Raw genomic sequence first — 15,275 nt, 5'->3', positions numbered from 1 at the left:
TTACTAAATCTCCTTTTCACCTTTATAAAGATTTAGTTCACATGGTTTTTAAGTACTTCTAATGCCATTTGCGCTGCATGTTGTTCCGCTTGTTTTTTTGAACGACCTGTACCAGTTCCAAGCTCTTCACCGTTTAGATAAACAGTTGACTCAAATTCACGATTATGAGCCGGTCCCTTTTCCTGCAGAATCTTATATTCAATCATTCCCGCTGAATCTCTCTGCACTAATTCTTGTAATTGGCTTTTAAAATCCATTACATGAGAAAATGCGCCAGAGTCTATCTTAGGAAAAACATATTTTTCTAAGAAGCAAACAACAACATCAATCCCTTGGTCTAAATATAGTGCTCCAATAAAGGCTTCAAAGACATCAGCTAATAGTGCCGGACGCATTCTCCCCCCAGTCATTTCCTCTCCTTTGCCTAGTAAAACATATTGGCCAAAATCTCTTTCATTAGCAAATTCAACCAAGGAAGGTTCACACACGACCGCTGCTCTTAATTTTGTTAATTCACCTTCACTCATCATCGGATATTTAATATAGAGAAATTTGGAAACTGTTAATTCCAATACCGCATCTCCTAAAAATTCGAGTCTTTCATTATCTTCATGAGGCTTTCTTCGATGCTCATTCACATATGAAGAATGAGTAAAAGCTTGTCTTAATAATTTTTCGTTTTTAAATTCAATAGATAATACCTGTTGTAATTCTTTAAACTTCTTTTCATCCGCACGTTTTCTTTTCTCTTTTTCTTTGTAATTACGCATTTTAACAGCCACCTTGTACCTTAAATAAATTTATCCTAAATGGTGATAACCACACATATTTGTCTACATTATTAGACGTGGTTTATTACTGATGACAAATCTTATCTTTTTATATACATCATTCTCTCTTAGTTTAAGCAATTTTACATAAAAACACAAAGAAACTTGGCAGAAAGAATTCTTAACCAAGTTTAAAGCGCTAATGAGGATAAATCTGGATGTACTTACTGTCCGTCACTACCTGATTAACTCAAGTCACGGCGGACAATAAGCACAAAAGTGACATCTGGCTCATTAACTGCTATTTATATAGAAAGATTGAGTGAGGGATATCCCTCACTCATACTTATCTAACGATTAGTTTTTTGCTTTTATGTAATTTACAGCGTCACCCACTGTTACAATTTTTTCAGCATCATCGTCAGAGATTTCCATATCAAACTCATCTTCTAATTCCATTACTAGTTCAACTACATCTAGGGAATCAGCACCAAGATCATCTTTGAAAGACGCTTCTTCTTTTACTTCTGCTTCATCAACACCAAGACGATCAACAACGATTTTTGTTACACGTTCTAATACTTCTGCCATGCTTGTTCACCTCCCCTCAAGATATTATAGATGAAAGTTAATAAATACGAAAGATGTTTTTAGTAAATGCAACAATCACGTAATCTTAAATCTTTCATTTATATGTAAACCCTTTAAAAAAGGACTTACTGTTTACATATACATACCACCATCAACATGCAAAGTTTGACCAGTCATATACTTACTATCTTCAGAAGCAAGGAAGTTAACTACTTTTGCAATATCTTTTGGCTCTCCGAATGTTGCCAGTGGAATATTAGCAAGCATTTGCTCTTTAATTTCTGCATTTAATTCATCGGTCATTTCTGTCGTAATAAACCCAGGTGCAATCGCATTAACCGTAATGCCTCTCGATGCTAATTCTTTGGCTGTTGTTTTAGTTAAGCCGATGACACCAGATTTAGCAGCTACGTAATTTGCTTGGCCTGGATTTCCTGTTGTTCCAACAATAGAGGAAATATTAATAATGCGTCCGCTCCGCTGCTTCATCATTTGTCTAGTTACAGCCTTCGTGCACAGAAATACTCCCTTAAGATTGGTATTGATGACAGCGTCCCATTCATCTTCCTTCATTCTCATCAATAGGTTATCCTTTGTAATGCCTGCATTATTCACTAGAATATCAATACGGCCAAAATGTTCGATGACCGTTTTAATCATATTTGTAACTGATTCACTATTAGAAACATCACATTGAATTGCAAATGCTTCTGACCCTAATGATTTAATTTCATCAACTACTTCATTGGCTCTCGCCTCACTACCTGCATAATTGACAGCTACTTTTGCCCCATCTCTGGCAAGCTCTAAAGCTATTTCCCTACCAATCCCTCTAGAAGCACCGGTTACAATTGCAATTTTATTTGATAACTTCATTTTGCAGCCTCCTTTATGGCTTCGATAGTTGACTCAATGGACTTACTATCAGAGATAGCAAAAAGTTGAACATTACGGTCTACCTTTTTGATAAGGCCTGATAAAACCTTTCCAGGTCCAATTTCAATAAAAGTATCTACACCTAAAGCAAGTAACTTCCTTACAGTATCCTCCCAAAGAACAGGTGAATATAATTGTTGCAATAGCTTTTCTTTGATTTCTCCAGACGCAGTGATTGGCGTTGCTGAAACATTCGCAATCACTGGCACACTTGCATCCTGTAATTTGATTTCATCTAATACGCTTAATAGACGATCAGCTGCTGGTCTCATTAGTTGCGAATGGAAGGGACCGCTTACTTCTAATGGTAATACTCTTTTCGCACCTGCCATTTTTGCTTCTACGCCAGCTAGTTCTACACCTTGTTTTGTACCGGAAATGACAATTTGTCCAGGTGAATTCAAATTGGCTAATTGTACAGAATGACCTGATTCAGTAATCTTATCGGTAATAGCTTGCAGTGCTTCTCTTTCCATACCAAGAACTGCAGCCATTGTCCCTTCTCCATTAGGAACAGCATCTTCCATAAATTCACCACGTTTATGAACAGCATAAACACCGTCAGTAAAAGAAATGGCTTCTGCTGCAACAAGTGCTGAATATTCTCCTAAACTATGGCCAGCAACATAATCTGCTGTGATGCCAGATTGTTTGAATGCTTCCAAAACCGCGATACTTGTTGTTAACAATGCCGGTTGAGCATTCATCGTTTGCGTCAACTGTTCTTGTGGGCCTTCGAAAATAAGTTGTGAAAGAGAGTATCCTAAACGTTCATCAGCTTGTTTAAATAATTTTAAAACGTTCTCATTCTCATCAGCTAGTGATTTCCCCATTCCAACAGTTTGTGAACCTTGTCCTGGAAAAACAAATGCAATTTTCCCCATATTATCCGCCTCCCATTATGATTGAATTTCAAGCGACGCTTTCACTTTTTCAGCTACTTCATGCTCTACCATAATTCTTGTCTGCTTTACAGCACTGTACAAAGCATTGCGATCAGACGATCCATGTGCTTTAATAACTGGTGCCTTTAGTCCAAATAATGCTGCTCCACCATATTCAGAGTAGTCCATTTTTCCTTTCAACTCTTTCAGATCAGGCTTTAATACTGCTGCAGCTAGTTTTGATTTCAGATTACTTGTCATTGCCGTTTTCAACATTTTAAACAGACTCATCGCTGTCCCTTCAATGGTCTTTAATACCATATTGCCAGTAAAACCATCGGTCACTACCACATCTGCTACGCCATTTAGTAAATCACGCGCTTCAACATTTCCAATAAAATTGATATCAGCTTGTTGCAATTTAGTAAAAGTATCCTTTGTTAGTTCGCTTCCTTTTTTCTCCTCTGTACCAATATTCAACAAACCAACTCTAGGGTTCTTAACTCCTCTTACCTTCTCTGCATAAATCGCCCCCATCAAGGCATACTGCGTTAAATGCTCAGGTTTAGCATCGACATTTGCTCCTACATCTAAAAGTAAGAAACCTTCTCCTCCTATGGTTGGCAAAGTAGGGGCTAGCGCTGGTCTTTCAATCCCTTCAATTCTACCAACTACAAATAATCCAGCAGCCATTAAGGCTCCAGTATTACCTGCAGATATACAAGCATCAGCCTTACCATCTGCAACAAGTTGTGCAGCTAACACCATTGATGCTTGTTTTTTTCTTCTTACAGCGCGAACAGGTTCATCAGTGCCCAAAATCATTTCGTTCGTATGAAGCACTTGAATTCTGTCATCATTTGATGTCAAATATTTTCTAATCTCATCTTCATTACCTACTAAAGTAATTTCAATATCATTGAAGTCTAACGCAGCCTTCATAGCACCATGAACAATTTCCTCTGGTGCATTGTCACCACCCATTGCATCTATGGCAATTTTCACATCTATTCATCCTTTAGTCTCATTTAATATTTTTATTGATGCGAGCGATACATATCAAACTCACCTTTAAAAACACATTCATTATGTACGGTACTTATAACCTCTATCTTTGTCCGATCGTTATCGATACTTATCACTTTCGCTTTACATACTACTCGTTCCCCTTGCTTTACCGAGCGAGTAAAGTGAATATTTGCTTTCGCTGTTAAGGCAAGGTCATCATTAATAACCGCGACCGCTAAAGAGTTTGCTTGAGCAAATAAGTGATGTCCACGCGCAATTTGATTTCGTTTAAAAACGTGCTCCTCTTTGACATCGAATATAGAAATGGCTACATTATCTAACTCAATATCAATGATTTCCCCTATTACTTCCTCAATAGGCAGCGCGACAACCTCGTCCTCAAAATTTTTTTCAGCGACTGTTTTTATTCTTTCTCTCAATTCAGGTATTGAGAGCTCTAACCGATCAAGCCTAATCGTCTGCACACTGACAGAAAACTTATCGGCTAAATCTTCATCCGTAATGAATGGGTTCTCTTTTATCGTTTCTACTAACAATGATTGTCGTTGCTTTTTATTTCTTTTCATTTTTTATACACCGTCCAAGAAAATTAAGACTAGGTACTAATAGTAGTATATAATTATAGCTATTATATTGCAAGAAGTAATTATTGCTACTATTGACCTTTTAAAGTCTTAAGCTTACTAGCGAGCATCTAGGCAATGTTTACCTCAAACTATTTATTCAAATAGATAGCTGCTTCTAGTCCGCATATCTCCTTTCATTCCCTTTTTATTAATCTAACTTCTCACCTTCAAGCACACCATTATCCCTTAAGTAATCCCTCAATATTTGATATTTTTTTTCATACCAAAAGCTATCTGTCTGAATTAATTGAGTAGCATCATTTCTTGCCACTTCAAGCGCACGGTAATCATGCACCATGTCAGCTACCTTGAATTCAGGAAGCCCACTTTGCTTGCGACCAAAAAAATCACCTGGACCACGTAGCTCTAAATCCTTCTCACTTAAAACAAACCCATCATTCGTTTCTGTCATAATCCGCATTCTTTCTTTACCAACTTCTGACTTAGGATCAGCTAGTAATATACAATAGGACTGTTTATCTCCTCTACCAACTCTTCCTCTTAATTGATGAAGCGTAGCTAGCCCAAAACGATCAGCATCGTAGATGAGCATCATTGTGGCATTCGGTACATTGACACCTACCTCAACCACAGTTGTAGATACTAGTACTTGCGTCTGATTGTCACTAAACTTCTTCATCACATCTTCTTTCTCATCAGGGTGTAGACGCCCGTGCATTAAACCAACTTTATACCTATCCTGAAAATATTGCATAAGAATAGTGTGGACATCAATTGCATTTTGGACATCAAGTTTCTCTGATTCTTCAATGAGTGGGCAAATCACATAAGCTTGCTGTCCTCCACGCAATTCTTTCTCCATAAAGCCTAATACCCTTTCTAACATATCTAGTTTTGCCCAATACGTTTCTATTACTTTCCTACCTGCTGGCATTTCATCAATGATGGATACATCCATTTCGCCAAATGCGGTTATGGCCAAAGTTCTCGGTATCGGCGTCGCAGTCATGAATAACACGTTAGGGTTTTCACCCTTTTGTCTTAATACACGACGCTGCTCAACACCAAAGCGATGTTGTTCATCTGTAATAACAAGTCCTAATTTTTTAAAAACAACTTCCGTTTGAATAAGCGCATGTGTACCAATAACAATATCAATGTTACCAGCCTCTAATTCTGCAAGTAGTTCTCTTCTCTTTTTCCCCTTCACTGAACTTGTTAATCTTTCAATCCTTATTGGATAATTCGCAAACATCATAGCCAGTGATTCTGCATGTTGTTCAGCTAAAATCTCTGTTGGTACCATTAATGCACCTTGATAACCCGCACTATTAGCAGCGAATAACATAATAGCAGCAACTGCTGTTTTACCTGATCCAACATCACCTTGAAGCAGTCGATTCATACGATAGTTAGATTTCATATCAAAGAGAATTTCATTGACAACTCTTTTTTGTGCACCCGTCAGTTCAAATGGAAGTGTATCTATAAATGACTTTAAGCGTTTCAGATCATAATCAATGTTCACACCTGCACTACTTTCTCTTTCTATTTTTCGTAATGCTTGGATTTTTAATTGGAAATAAAAGAACTCTTCATATACTAACCTTCTTCTTGCTTGCTTTAGCATTTCCGGAGTATCAGGATAATGTAATGTACGAATCGCTTTTTCACGCGCCATCAACCGATATGCCCCAATATATTCTGAAGGTAGTGTTTCTACTATATCGTGTCCGTATTGATCAAGTGCGTGCTTAATATAGCGACGTAAAGACTTCACTGTGACTTTGCCTTTAACAGCATAAACAGGTTCAAATGCATTCGTTTGCGTAACCTCACCTTTGCTGAGTTTACCTAGTGTAATCGTTTGGCGATGTTGGTCCCACTTTCCCGTAATAGTAACTGTATCATTTAATTCTATTTGTTTTTTTAAATATGGTTGATTAAAAGCAATTACTTGTATGAGGTAGCGATCGACTAAAACTCTAAATGTTAAGCGCGAACGTTTACGTCCATAAAAACTAAGTGTGGGCTGTGAATGGACTTTCCCCTCAACTGTAATTCTTTCTTCATGTTTGATTTCACTTAAATCTTTTAGACGATAATCTTCATAACGAAAAGGCAAGTATTCAATCAAGTCGCCTACAGTGGTGATCCCCATATCTTTCAGATTATCTGCAGCAGATTGACCCAACCCCTTTATATGATCTACTTTGTCACTTAACATACTTGACCCTCCTTTTCAAAACAGCCTTTCTTTACGAGAAATAAAGAAAACTCGCCCTTTTGGCGAGCACTAAGGCGAAGACAGAGGCATAGTTTCATAAACCAAATGATTAAATAACTAACCTCTAATTACCCTCCTAACCATCGATATCAAATTCCAATTGCAGTAAGTAGGAGAAGGCAGTGAGTCATTTGATGAAAAAAGACCACGGGAGCAGTGTAAAAGAAGCTACCCATGGTCATTCTCTTCTATTTATTCTACCGAGAAGATAAATGCATATAATGGTTGTTTGCCGTCGTGCACTTCTACTTCGACATCATCATACTTCTCTTCTATATAGTTAAGAATTACTTCTACATCTTCTTTTGAGGCATCTTCACCTTGAATAATTGTGACAATTTCCGAATCTTCATCTATCATCTGGTCAATTAAACTTTTAGCAGATTGAAGCTTATCCTTATCTTTAACGATTATTTTGCCTTCTTCAATCCCCATAAAGTCGCCTTTTTCAATCTCAAGACCATCGATACTCGTATCACGGACTGCGAAAGTGATCTGACCTGTTTTCACATGCGATAACGCTTCAGACATATAATCCTTATTCTCTGATAGTTCCGCGGATGGATTAAAGGCAAGTAGCGCACTCATTCCTTGAGGAACCGTTTTGGAAGGAACAACAATGGCATCGGTTTCTGATACTTCACACGCCTGTTCAGCAGCCATAATAATATTTTTATTATTTGGTAAGATAATTACTTTTTCTGCATTCACTTCTTCTATCGCCTTGACAATATCCTCTGTGCTTGGATTCATTGTTTGGCCGCCTTCAATTACTACATGCGCCCCAATACTACGGAAAACCTCAGCAATTCCGCTTCCCATTGAAACAGTGATCACTCCGTATTCACGTTTTTCTTGGGGAACTTTAGCATCATTTTGTGATGCGGAAGCCTTTTCATCTTCGTCAAGAATGTTTGTGTGCTGCAAACGCATATTCTCGATCTTCATATTAATAAGATTTCCGTACTTTTGTCCATAGGATAAGCAATCCCCTGGTTGTTCAGAATGAATATGAACCTTCACAAGGTTTTCATCAGCAATCACAAGTAGGGAATCACCATATTGACTTAAGTCTTGACGGAATTTGTCTTCAGAGAATGGATTCGTAGCTAACTTCTCAGATTCAAATCTAATCATAAATTCTGTACAGTATCCGAATACAATATCTTCTGTATTCATATGGCTCTGTACACTTTTATGATGTTCCGCACTTACAAGCTCCTCCATTTTCGGAAGAGATGCACTGGAGTCAGGTAATGCTTCTCCTTTTAATTCTGCTAGAAAGCCTTCATATACAAAAAGTAGACCTTGTCCACCACTATCAACTACCCCTACTTCTTTTAACACTGGTAGTAGCTCTGGTGTACGCTCAAGAGAAGCTTTAGCTTCATTAACGATTGCTTGCATAATTTGAACAATATCATCTTCTGTTTGTGCTACTTGTACTGCTTTGTTTCCAGCATCTTTCGCAACAGTTAATATTGTTCCTTCAACAGGTTTCATCACCGCTTTATAAGCAGTTTCTACACCCGCTTCAAATGCAGATGCAAATTCAAGTCCATTTACACTTTCTTTCTGCTCAATATGCTTTGCGAACCCACGAAAAAGCTGAGAGAGAATTACACCAGAGTTACCACGAGCGCCCATTAATAGACCCTTTGAAAGAGCAACCCCAACTTTACCAATATGATTGGTTGTTATATTTTTAACTTCCTTTGCACCAGAAGTCATTGACAAGTTCATATTTGTCCCAGTATCACCATCTGGAACAGGGAAAACATTCAATGCATCTACATAATTCGCATTTGTAGATAAATGATTAGCTCCTTGGACAATCATTTTCGCAAATTGTTTTCCTTCTAAAACTTTAATTGACACGAAATTTTCCTCCTCATTACGGGTTCGTTACACGAACACCTTGAACAAAAATATTAACAGACTCAGTACTTAGACCGACTGTTTGATCTAAAGTGTATTTAACTTTGGATTGCACATTATGAGCAACTTCAGAAATTTTCGTTCCGTAGCTAACAATAATATACATGTCGATATGTACTTCATCTTCTTCCTGACGCACGATGACACCTTTAGTAAAGTTTTCTTTACGCAGGATTTCAGATAAGCCGTCTTTTATTTGATGTTTAGAGGCCATGCCAACAATACCATAGCAGTCGACTGCTGCTCCTCCTGCAATTGTCGCAATTACGTCATTTGAGATATCAATTTGCCCGTAGTTATTCTTTAGTTCGATGGACATTTTGTTGTTCCCCCTTCTGGTAAATTACTGCTTCTTCTTAGCTAGTCTTCGTTTTCATTGTGAATATCTAATGAATGACAATCATTGTTTGATGAAGCCATGGAACGAATAGACGCATGTACTACACTTTTCATAAAGAATATTTTACTATACATGTAAGCATTTTAAAAGCCATACTTACCTCTTTCATATTATAACGTATTTTCACAGCATATATGTCAAGGTTTTTTTCTTGATAGAATAGAGGCAAACTATTGCATTGTAGGTGTTTGTATGATAAATTATTAAAGTATCTTTTTAGTATGAAATTAGTGCGAGCTACTTTCATATTAAGTTAGATGTAACTGACAATTGTGATCGAAACATGAAAATAATGATGTCATGTTTTAGTAAGGAGGGAATATAGATGCCACGCCAATGTGTAATTACTGGAAAGAAAACAAAAACAGGTAATGCTCGTTCTCATGCGATGAATGCTAACAAACGTACTTGGGGTGCTAACCTACAAAAAGTACGCATTCTTGTAGACGGTAAACCTAAACGTGTATGGGTTTCTGCAAGAGCTTTGAAATCAGGTAAAGTTGAACGCGTATAATGAATGAGAGGGTACCAGTATTGGTACCCTCTTTTTTTATACAATATTCGCACTAAAGACGTTAGAAAAAGAGATTGTACTCTTTACTCCTTTTTAAATGTCCCTAGCATCGCCCTCACAATGCCTCCCAAAAATTTAGGCAGCTTGATTGTATAAAATCTCATTTAAGTCCCTCCTCAAAGTCTCACACCTTAAGTAATAAACGTACGCACTACTTCTTTTTATTCATATTAGAACAAAGGAATCAATATTAGTTATTTTTCATCCTTACTTCTTATCACCATTAATATGCCTTTATTAAAAGAAAAAGTACCATTATCATCAATAAGTTCATTACTTATACAAAGAGTTGACCCTAAAGGTACGAAGTGATTAGTTAATGGGTACTTGAATCCCGTTAATGTCAAGTTCCTCACGTTTTCTGTTACCGGAATAAAAGATATATATGGATAAGATGATTCCTTAGCAATTTGATAATGGCCGCTCTTTTTAACCATAATTTGATTTTGTTTATCAACTAAACGAATAGGTACTAGAATGTCATTTAGAAGTGGTTGAATTAACAGTTGAGTATTAGCAAAAAAATGATCTAATCTCCCACCTGTGGCTCCAAATACCGTAATTTCTTCTGGCTTTTGTTCGATCGCCCATAAAAGTGCTAGTTCCATATCCGTTTCATCCTTTTCCGGTTTTACCCTTTGTAGATGAGGAACATGCTGCTTAATCATACTGTACTGACTTTCATCAACTGAATCAAAATCTCCAAATGCATAATCAATTGCGATTCCCTTTTTAATTAATGTATAGGCGCCACGGTCAACACCTATCCATAATACTTCATCAAAACAATAGTCATTGAGATTGGGTAGATACTGTTGTGGTCCCCCTGCTAATATATTGATTTTCATCTCTACGCCCTCCACTTTTCCTATCCTTTTAGGTTATGAACTATTTATTCTTTTAATTGTTAACTATCGTAAAATGCAAGAAACATAAGAAAAGCTGACTCTAAGTATAATCTTAAAATCAGCTTTTTCAGGTCAATTCCGCAGTCTAGCGATTGCTTCTTTACGGTCTTGTTTATTATAAACGGCAGAGCCTGCTACTAAAACATTCGCTCCTGCAGCAATGCATTTTTTTGCAGTCTCCTCATTTACCCCACCATCCACTTCGATTTCGAGAGAGGGGTTAGATGTTTTACTCCATTCTTTTACTTCAGCAATTTTAGGTAAAACATTTTCAATGAATGATTGTCCACCAAAGCCAGGGTTCACAGTCATCAATAACACCATATCAACATCAGTTATCACATGCTTAATCGCTTCGACAGGTGTCGCTGGGTTAATCACAACTCCTGCTTTAACACCCAAGGACTTAATGAGATGTATTGTACGATGAAGGTGTTTACACGCCTCAGCATGAACAGTAATAATATCTGCTCCTGCTGAGGCGAAGCTTGGAATATATTGATCAGGGTTTTCTATCATAAGATGAACATCTAATGGTAGGTTCGTTATCGGTCTAATGGCTTCAACAATTAACGGACCAATCGTAATGTTAGGAACAAAGTGACCATCCATCACATCTACATGAATATAATCCGCTCCCCCACGTTCGACATCAAGAATTTCTTCTCCTAATTTAGAAAAATCTGCAGATAAAATCGATGGTGCAATTTTTACCATGCGTTAATACCTCGGCTTTCTGTCTCTTATTTCGTCTATAAAAGTAATATAATGCTCATAGCGATAACGTGGCAAATCTCCGGATTCTATAGCTTGTTTAACTGCACATTTAGGTTCCTTCAAATGCATGCAACCTCTGAATTTACATGAGCTGCTTAGTTCTTGGATGTCAGGGAAATAATTTTGTAAGTCCTCTTGCTCAATTTCAGTAAACTCTAAAGAGCTAAAACCCGGTGTATCAGCAACAAGTCCACCATTAATCTCAATGAGCTCCACATGTCTTGTTGTATGTTTTCCTCTCCCTAAATGAGAGGATATATCGTCTGTTTTTAATTGCAAATCAGGACGTAATACATTTAAAAGTGAAGATTTACCAACACCTGATTGACCAGCAAATACGGATATTTCTCCCGTAATGAAAGGATAAAGATCCTCAATCCCTTCCGCCGTTTCGGACGAAGTCAAAACAACTTTATAGCCTGCTTTTCGATAGTTATCAGCATATACAGCTAGTGTTTCTTGTTCCTCTTTACTTGCCAAATCCATCTTAGTGATACAAATAATAGGCGTAATATGATTCGATTCTACCAGGACAAGAAAACGATCTAATAACGCTGTACTAAAGGTAGGTTCAACACTTGAGAAAATGAGAAAAGCTTGATCTACATTCGCTATAGGTGGGCGAATAAGTTCATTTTTACGCTTTTTCACTTCTAAAATATACCCTTCTTTATCATTTTCTGCTTGATAGTGTACTTCATCTCCGACTAATGGAGTTATTTTATTTTTACGAAAGACACCACGTCCACGACATTGGATGATTTCTTTATCCTTGTTCAAAACATAATAAAAGCCACTTAAAGCTTTTATGATTTTGCCTTCTGGCATAGTAGTCCTCCTACATCACTGTTCATACGGAACATTTTCTTGAATAATCATTTGTCCATCCCTCATAATTTGGTAAGAAGCGGTTTCTCCTGGTTGTATTTGCAGTGAAAAGGAAATAACTCGATCTTCAGTAATATGAATCGTATTAAATGGCTCATCAATATTGTTGTCCATATCTTCTATAAAGATTTGTACTTCTTGAGGTTGTCCGACATTATCAGGATTTGGCTTATACGGTACATTCACTTCTCTTTTCACTTCTACAGGAACTTGTTCCGGCCCACTTGATAGATAAACTTTTACTGTGTCCCCGTCATTTAAAGATGCTCCAGCTCCAGGTTCCTGCCGAATGACCTCACCTTGAGCAATCTCAGCATGATGCTCTTCTCCAGCTACTTCAATTGTTAATCTACTAGATGCTTCGTATTCTGCTAGGGCCTTATCATTATAACCGGTTAAATCTTTTAATTCTATCGGTTCCTCCCCTTTGCTGACGACAAAGATGAGCTCTTCTTCTTGGGGAATCACTTCTTCTCCGGGATCAATATTCTGTTCTAGAATTGTTCCCTTTGCTTCCTCACTAAATTCTTCTTCTGATTGGATAGATTGGAAACCCTCTTCTTTTAGTAACTCTTCTATATCACTATATGGGCGACCAGTAAAATCCTCCATTGAATAGCGTTCTTTACCGATACTTTCATAAATATTTACTGTTGTTCCTTCTTTCTGTGTCCTCCCTGCTCTCGGTTCGGTTCTTATAACTTCCCCTGCTTTCACTTCATCATTGTTTTGTTCGATTTCTTCACCAATCGTAAATCCTTCTTCTTGTAACAATGTTTTCGCGTCATCAACGCTCATATTTGATACATCTGGTACAGTAACATCATCAGGTGAAAGCATCTCAGGTAAAACAGTGACGGAAAGAACAAATAGCACAACTAATAGAACAAAAGTAGATATAAGGATCATTGGACCTTTTTTTCGTTTTTTCTTCTTTTTCGTATCTTCTTTTTCTTTTTTTGGACTTTCCTTTTTTACAATAGGTACAGGACTATCTTCATTTTTTTCTTCAATTTTATGAATAATCGTTTCGTCAGTAGGATGGTACATTTTATCTGCAGTAATGATCGGAATTGCTTTTGTAGCATCATCGTCATCAGGTACAGTAAACTTTCTTTCGTTCATCCTCTCTTCGTTCAAAGATGTAGAGAGGTCTTCTTCCATTTCATCGGCACTATTATAGCGATTGAAATGGTCCTTTGCTGTTGCATTCAATACGATATTTTCAACACTTTGTGGTATATCTGGGTTCCATCTTCTTAAGGAAGGCGTTTCTGATTGCAAGTGTTTCAATGCAATAGAAACAGCTGATTCTCCTGAAAACGGTAATCTTCCAGTTAACAGCTCAAACATGACAATCCCTAATGAATATATATCTGATTTACGGTTTGCCATACCGCCTCTTGCTTGTTCTGGTGATAAATAATGAACCGACCCTAATACGGAATTCGTCTGGGTAATGCTAGTTGCACTTAGAGCCATTGCAATTCCAAAATCAGTAATTTTTATCTTGCCTTCATGATCAATTAAGATATTATGTGGTTTAATATCACGATGAATAATCTGGTTTTGATGGGCGTGAGAAATAGCTGATGTCAGCTGTTTCATAATATCAATCGCTGTTTCCAAAGGGACAGGCCCGTTTTTTTGTATGTATTGTTTTAATGTTTGACCGTCAACATATTCCATGACGATGTAATATAGGGTATCTTCTTCTCCAACATCATAAATCGTCACAATATTTTGGTGAGTTAGGCTTGTAGCTGATTGAGCTTCACGGTGAAATCGTTTAATAAACTCATCATCTTCAGCGAAGTCTAGACGCAACATCTTTAATGCCACGTTTCGATCTAGAATCATATCATGAGCTAAATAAACGTTGGCCATGCCGCCTCCACCGACCATTTCCAAAATTTTATAACGGCCGTTTATACGCTTACCAATCATCAACGTTTATCACCCTCTCTCACAATCATCTGCATACTCGATGATTACGAGGGTAATATTATCTTCCCCTCCATTTTCATTTGCTCTTTTAATCAACTCAGTAGCTTTCTCCTCTAATGAGTCATTTCCATTTATAATCGATTCCATCTCTTGTTCTGAAACTTTGTTTGACAAACCATCAGAGCATAGCAATAGTCTATCATCTTCCTCAAAAATAATTGTTTTAATATCTTGGTTTACATCTTCTTCCGTACCGAGCACACGTAACACTAAATTTTTCATCGGATGATTTTCAGCATCCTCTTTTGTAATTTGCCCTGACCGAAGCAGTTCATTAACAAGGGAATGGTCGTCAGTTAGCTGCTGAAAACCCGCTTCATTTCTAATATAACACCGGCTATCACCTACGTTTACAATCGTAGCAAATCGACTAGTACAAATAGCAGCAACAACGGTCGTACCCATACCTTCACATTCAGTTACTTCTTTACTGTGAGCATATATAGCCTTATTGGTTTCATTAATATGGTCATGCAACCACTTTTCTGCTTGGTCCGCGGTTTCAATCTTTGGTGCAAGCAGCCACATAGATTTTAGCTTTTCCTTGGCCATTTCACTAGCTACATCACCAGCTCGGTGACCGCCCATACCATCAGCTACAATAGCTAAGCGATCACCACTGGCGTTTGTAAAAATGCCACCATTATCTTCATTTCGCTGACGAAGTTTCCCTACATCAGTCATAAAAACAGCCTTCAT

16 protein-coding genes are annotated in these 15,275 nt (G+C 37.4%); 1 reads left to right on the top strand and 15 read right to left on the bottom strand.

Going from position 1 to position 15,275, the window contains the following annotated elements:
- Window positions 1–32 precede the first annotated feature (32 nt).
- The 9 genes from rnc to U9M49_RS02405 all read right to left on the bottom strand — a co-directional run bounded on the left by rnc (window position 33) and on the right by U9M49_RS02405 (window position 9,341).
- The gene (gene rnc, locus U9M49_RS02445) at window positions 33–770 is read right to left on the bottom strand and encodes a ribonuclease III (RefSeq protein WP_095369558.1); all 738 of its coding nucleotides are present in this window, start codon (window positions 768–770) and stop codon (window positions 33–35) included.
- 357 nt (window positions 771–1,127) lie between these two features.
- Entirely contained in the window at window positions 1,128–1,361 is a 234-nt protein-coding gene (locus tag U9M49_RS02440; RefSeq protein WP_095369559.1) for an acyl carrier protein, read from the bottom strand.
- A 132-nt stretch (window positions 1,362–1,493) separates the two neighbouring features.
- Entirely contained in the window at window positions 1,494–2,237 is a 744-nt protein-coding gene (gene fabG, locus U9M49_RS02435) for a 3-oxoacyl-[acyl-carrier-protein] reductase (protein ID WP_322909225.1), read from the bottom strand.
- Complete coding sequence (gene fabD, locus U9M49_RS02430) at window positions 2,234–3,181, bottom strand: ACP S-malonyltransferase (RefSeq protein ID WP_095369561.1); 948 nt, start codon at window positions 3,179–3,181, stop codon at window positions 2,234–2,236. Before fabD ends, fabG begins: the two co-directional genes overlap by 4 nt.
- Before the next feature lie 15 nt (window positions 3,182–3,196).
- Window positions 3,197–4,186, bottom strand: a complete 990-nt coding sequence (gene plsX, locus U9M49_RS02425) for a phosphate acyltransferase PlsX (RefSeq protein WP_095369562.1) — start codon at window positions 4,184–4,186, stop codon at window positions 3,197–3,199.
- A 32-nt stretch (window positions 4,187–4,218) separates the two neighbouring features.
- Window positions 4,219–4,776, bottom strand: a complete 558-nt coding sequence (gene fapR / locus U9M49_RS02420) for a transcription factor FapR (protein WP_095369563.1) — start codon at window positions 4,774–4,776, stop codon at window positions 4,219–4,221.
- Between the two features lie 208 nt (window positions 4,777–4,984).
- A complete protein-coding gene (gene recG / locus U9M49_RS02415; RefSeq protein WP_322909224.1) occupies window positions 4,985–7,024 on the bottom strand; it encodes an ATP-dependent DNA helicase RecG in 2,040 nt (679 codons plus the stop codon).
- A 252-nt stretch (window positions 7,025–7,276) separates the two neighbouring features.
- The gene (locus U9M49_RS02410; RefSeq protein WP_322909223.1) at window positions 7,277–8,962 is read right to left on the bottom strand and encodes a DAK2 domain-containing protein; all 1,686 of its coding nucleotides are present in this window, start codon (window positions 8,960–8,962) and stop codon (window positions 7,277–7,279) included.
- 16 nt (window positions 8,963–8,978) lie between these two features.
- A complete protein-coding gene (locus tag U9M49_RS02405) occupies window positions 8,979–9,341 on the bottom strand; it encodes an Asp23/Gls24 family envelope stress response protein (RefSeq protein WP_095369566.1) in 363 nt (120 codons plus the stop codon).
- 406 nt (window positions 9,342–9,747) lie between these two features.
- Between U9M49_RS02405 and rpmB the strand changes: the two genes are divergently transcribed.
- Window positions 9,748–9,936 carry a 50S ribosomal protein L28 gene (gene rpmB / locus U9M49_RS02400; RefSeq protein ID WP_095369567.1) on the top strand — a complete coding sequence of 63 codons (189 nt, stop codon included), beginning with the start codon at window positions 9,748–9,750 and terminating at the stop codon, window positions 9,934–9,936.
- A gap of 83 nt (window positions 9,937–10,019) precedes the next feature.
- On the opposite strand, the gene spoVM is transcribed toward rpmB, so the two are convergent.
- The 6 genes from spoVM to U9M49_RS02370 form a co-directional block, all read right to left on the bottom strand.
- Window positions 10,020–10,100 carry a stage V sporulation protein SpoVM gene (gene spoVM, locus U9M49_RS02395; RefSeq protein ID WP_095369568.1) on the bottom strand — a complete coding sequence of 27 codons (81 nt, stop codon included), beginning with the start codon at window positions 10,098–10,100 and terminating at the stop codon, window positions 10,020–10,022.
- Window positions 10,101–10,190: 90 nt separating this feature from the next.
- Complete coding sequence (locus U9M49_RS02390) at window positions 10,191–10,844, bottom strand: thiamine diphosphokinase (RefSeq protein WP_322909222.1); 654 nt, start codon at window positions 10,842–10,844, stop codon at window positions 10,191–10,193.
- 132 nt (window positions 10,845–10,976) lie between these two features.
- Window positions 10,977–11,621, bottom strand: a complete 645-nt coding sequence (rpe, locus tag U9M49_RS02385) for a ribulose-phosphate 3-epimerase (RefSeq protein WP_224938574.1) — start codon at window positions 11,619–11,621, stop codon at window positions 10,977–10,979.
- 3 nt (window positions 11,622–11,624) lie between these two features.
- Window positions 11,625–12,509 (bottom strand): ribosome small subunit-dependent GTPase A, encoded by an 885-nt coding sequence (rsgA, locus tag U9M49_RS02380; RefSeq protein ID WP_095369570.1) that lies wholly within the window; start codon window positions 12,507–12,509, stop codon window positions 11,625–11,627.
- Window positions 12,510–12,524: 15 nt separating this feature from the next.
- Window positions 12,525–14,516: a Stk1 family PASTA domain-containing Ser/Thr kinase gene (gene pknB / locus U9M49_RS02375; protein WP_322909221.1), complete on the bottom strand. Its 1,992-nt coding sequence runs from the start codon at window positions 14,514–14,516 to the stop codon at window positions 12,525–12,527.
- Between the two features lie 9 nt (window positions 14,517–14,525).
- Window positions 14,526–15,275: a Stp1/IreP family PP2C-type Ser/Thr phosphatase gene (locus tag U9M49_RS02370; RefSeq protein WP_095369572.1), complete on the bottom strand. Its 750-nt coding sequence runs from the start codon at window positions 15,273–15,275 to the stop codon at window positions 14,526–14,528.

The sequence above is a fragment of the Cytobacillus sp. OWB-43 genome (assembly GCF_034651445.1).
Lineage (GTDB): Bacteria > Bacillota > Bacilli > Bacillales > Cytobacillaceae > Cytobacillus > Cytobacillus kochii.
This window is presented reverse-complemented; position numbering and strand designations above follow the sequence as displayed.

Excerpts from the sequence above, each read along its gene's own strand:
- pknB (WP_322909221.1), bottom strand. The coding sequence starts at position 14,516 with ATGATTGGTAAGCGTATAAACGGCCGTTATAAAATTTTGGAAATGGTC.
- fabG (WP_322909225.1), bottom strand. The coding sequence starts at position 2,237 with ATGAAGTTATCAAATAAAATTGCAATTGTAACCGGTGCTTCTAGAGGG.
- spoVM (WP_095369568.1), bottom strand. The coding sequence starts at position 10,100 with ATGAGATTTTATACAATCAAGCTGCCTAAATTTTTGGGAGGCATTGTG.
- fapR (WP_095369563.1), bottom strand. The coding sequence starts at position 4,776 with ATGAAAAGAAATAAAAAGCAACGACAATCATTGTTAGTAGAAACGATA.
- fabD (WP_095369561.1), bottom strand. The coding sequence starts at position 3,181 with ATGGGGAAAATTGCATTTGTTTTTCCAGGACAAGGTTCACAAACTGTT.
- U9M49_RS02440 (WP_095369559.1), bottom strand. The coding sequence starts at position 1,361 with ATGGCAGAAGTATTAGAACGTGTAACAAAAATCGTTGTTGATCGTCTT.
- U9M49_RS02370 (WP_095369572.1), bottom strand. The coding sequence starts at position 15,275 with ATGAAGGCTGTTTTTATGACTGATGTAGGGAAACTTCGTCAGCGAAAT.
- rpe (WP_224938574.1), bottom strand. The coding sequence starts at position 11,621 with ATGGTAAAAATTGCACCATCGATTTTATCTGCAGATTTTTCTAAATTA.
- recG (WP_322909224.1), bottom strand. The coding sequence starts at position 7,024 with ATGTTAAGTGACAAAGTAGATCATATAAAGGGGTTGGGTCAATCTGCT.
- rpmB (WP_095369567.1), top strand. The coding sequence starts at position 9,748 with ATGCCACGCCAATGTGTAATTACTGGAAAGAAAACAAAAACAGGTAAT.
- rnc (WP_095369558.1), bottom strand. The coding sequence starts at position 770 with ATGCGTAATTACAAAGAAAAAGAGAAAAGAAAACGTGCGGATGAAAAG.
- rsgA (WP_095369570.1), bottom strand. The coding sequence starts at position 12,509 with ATGCCAGAAGGCAAAATCATAAAAGCTTTAAGTGGCTTTTATTATGTT.
- U9M49_RS02390 (WP_322909222.1), bottom strand. The coding sequence starts at position 10,844 with ATGAAAATCAATATATTAGCAGGGGGACCACAACAGTATCTACCCAAT.
- U9M49_RS02405 (WP_095369566.1), bottom strand. The coding sequence starts at position 9,341 with ATGTCCATCGAACTAAAGAATAACTACGGGCAAATTGATATCTCAAAT.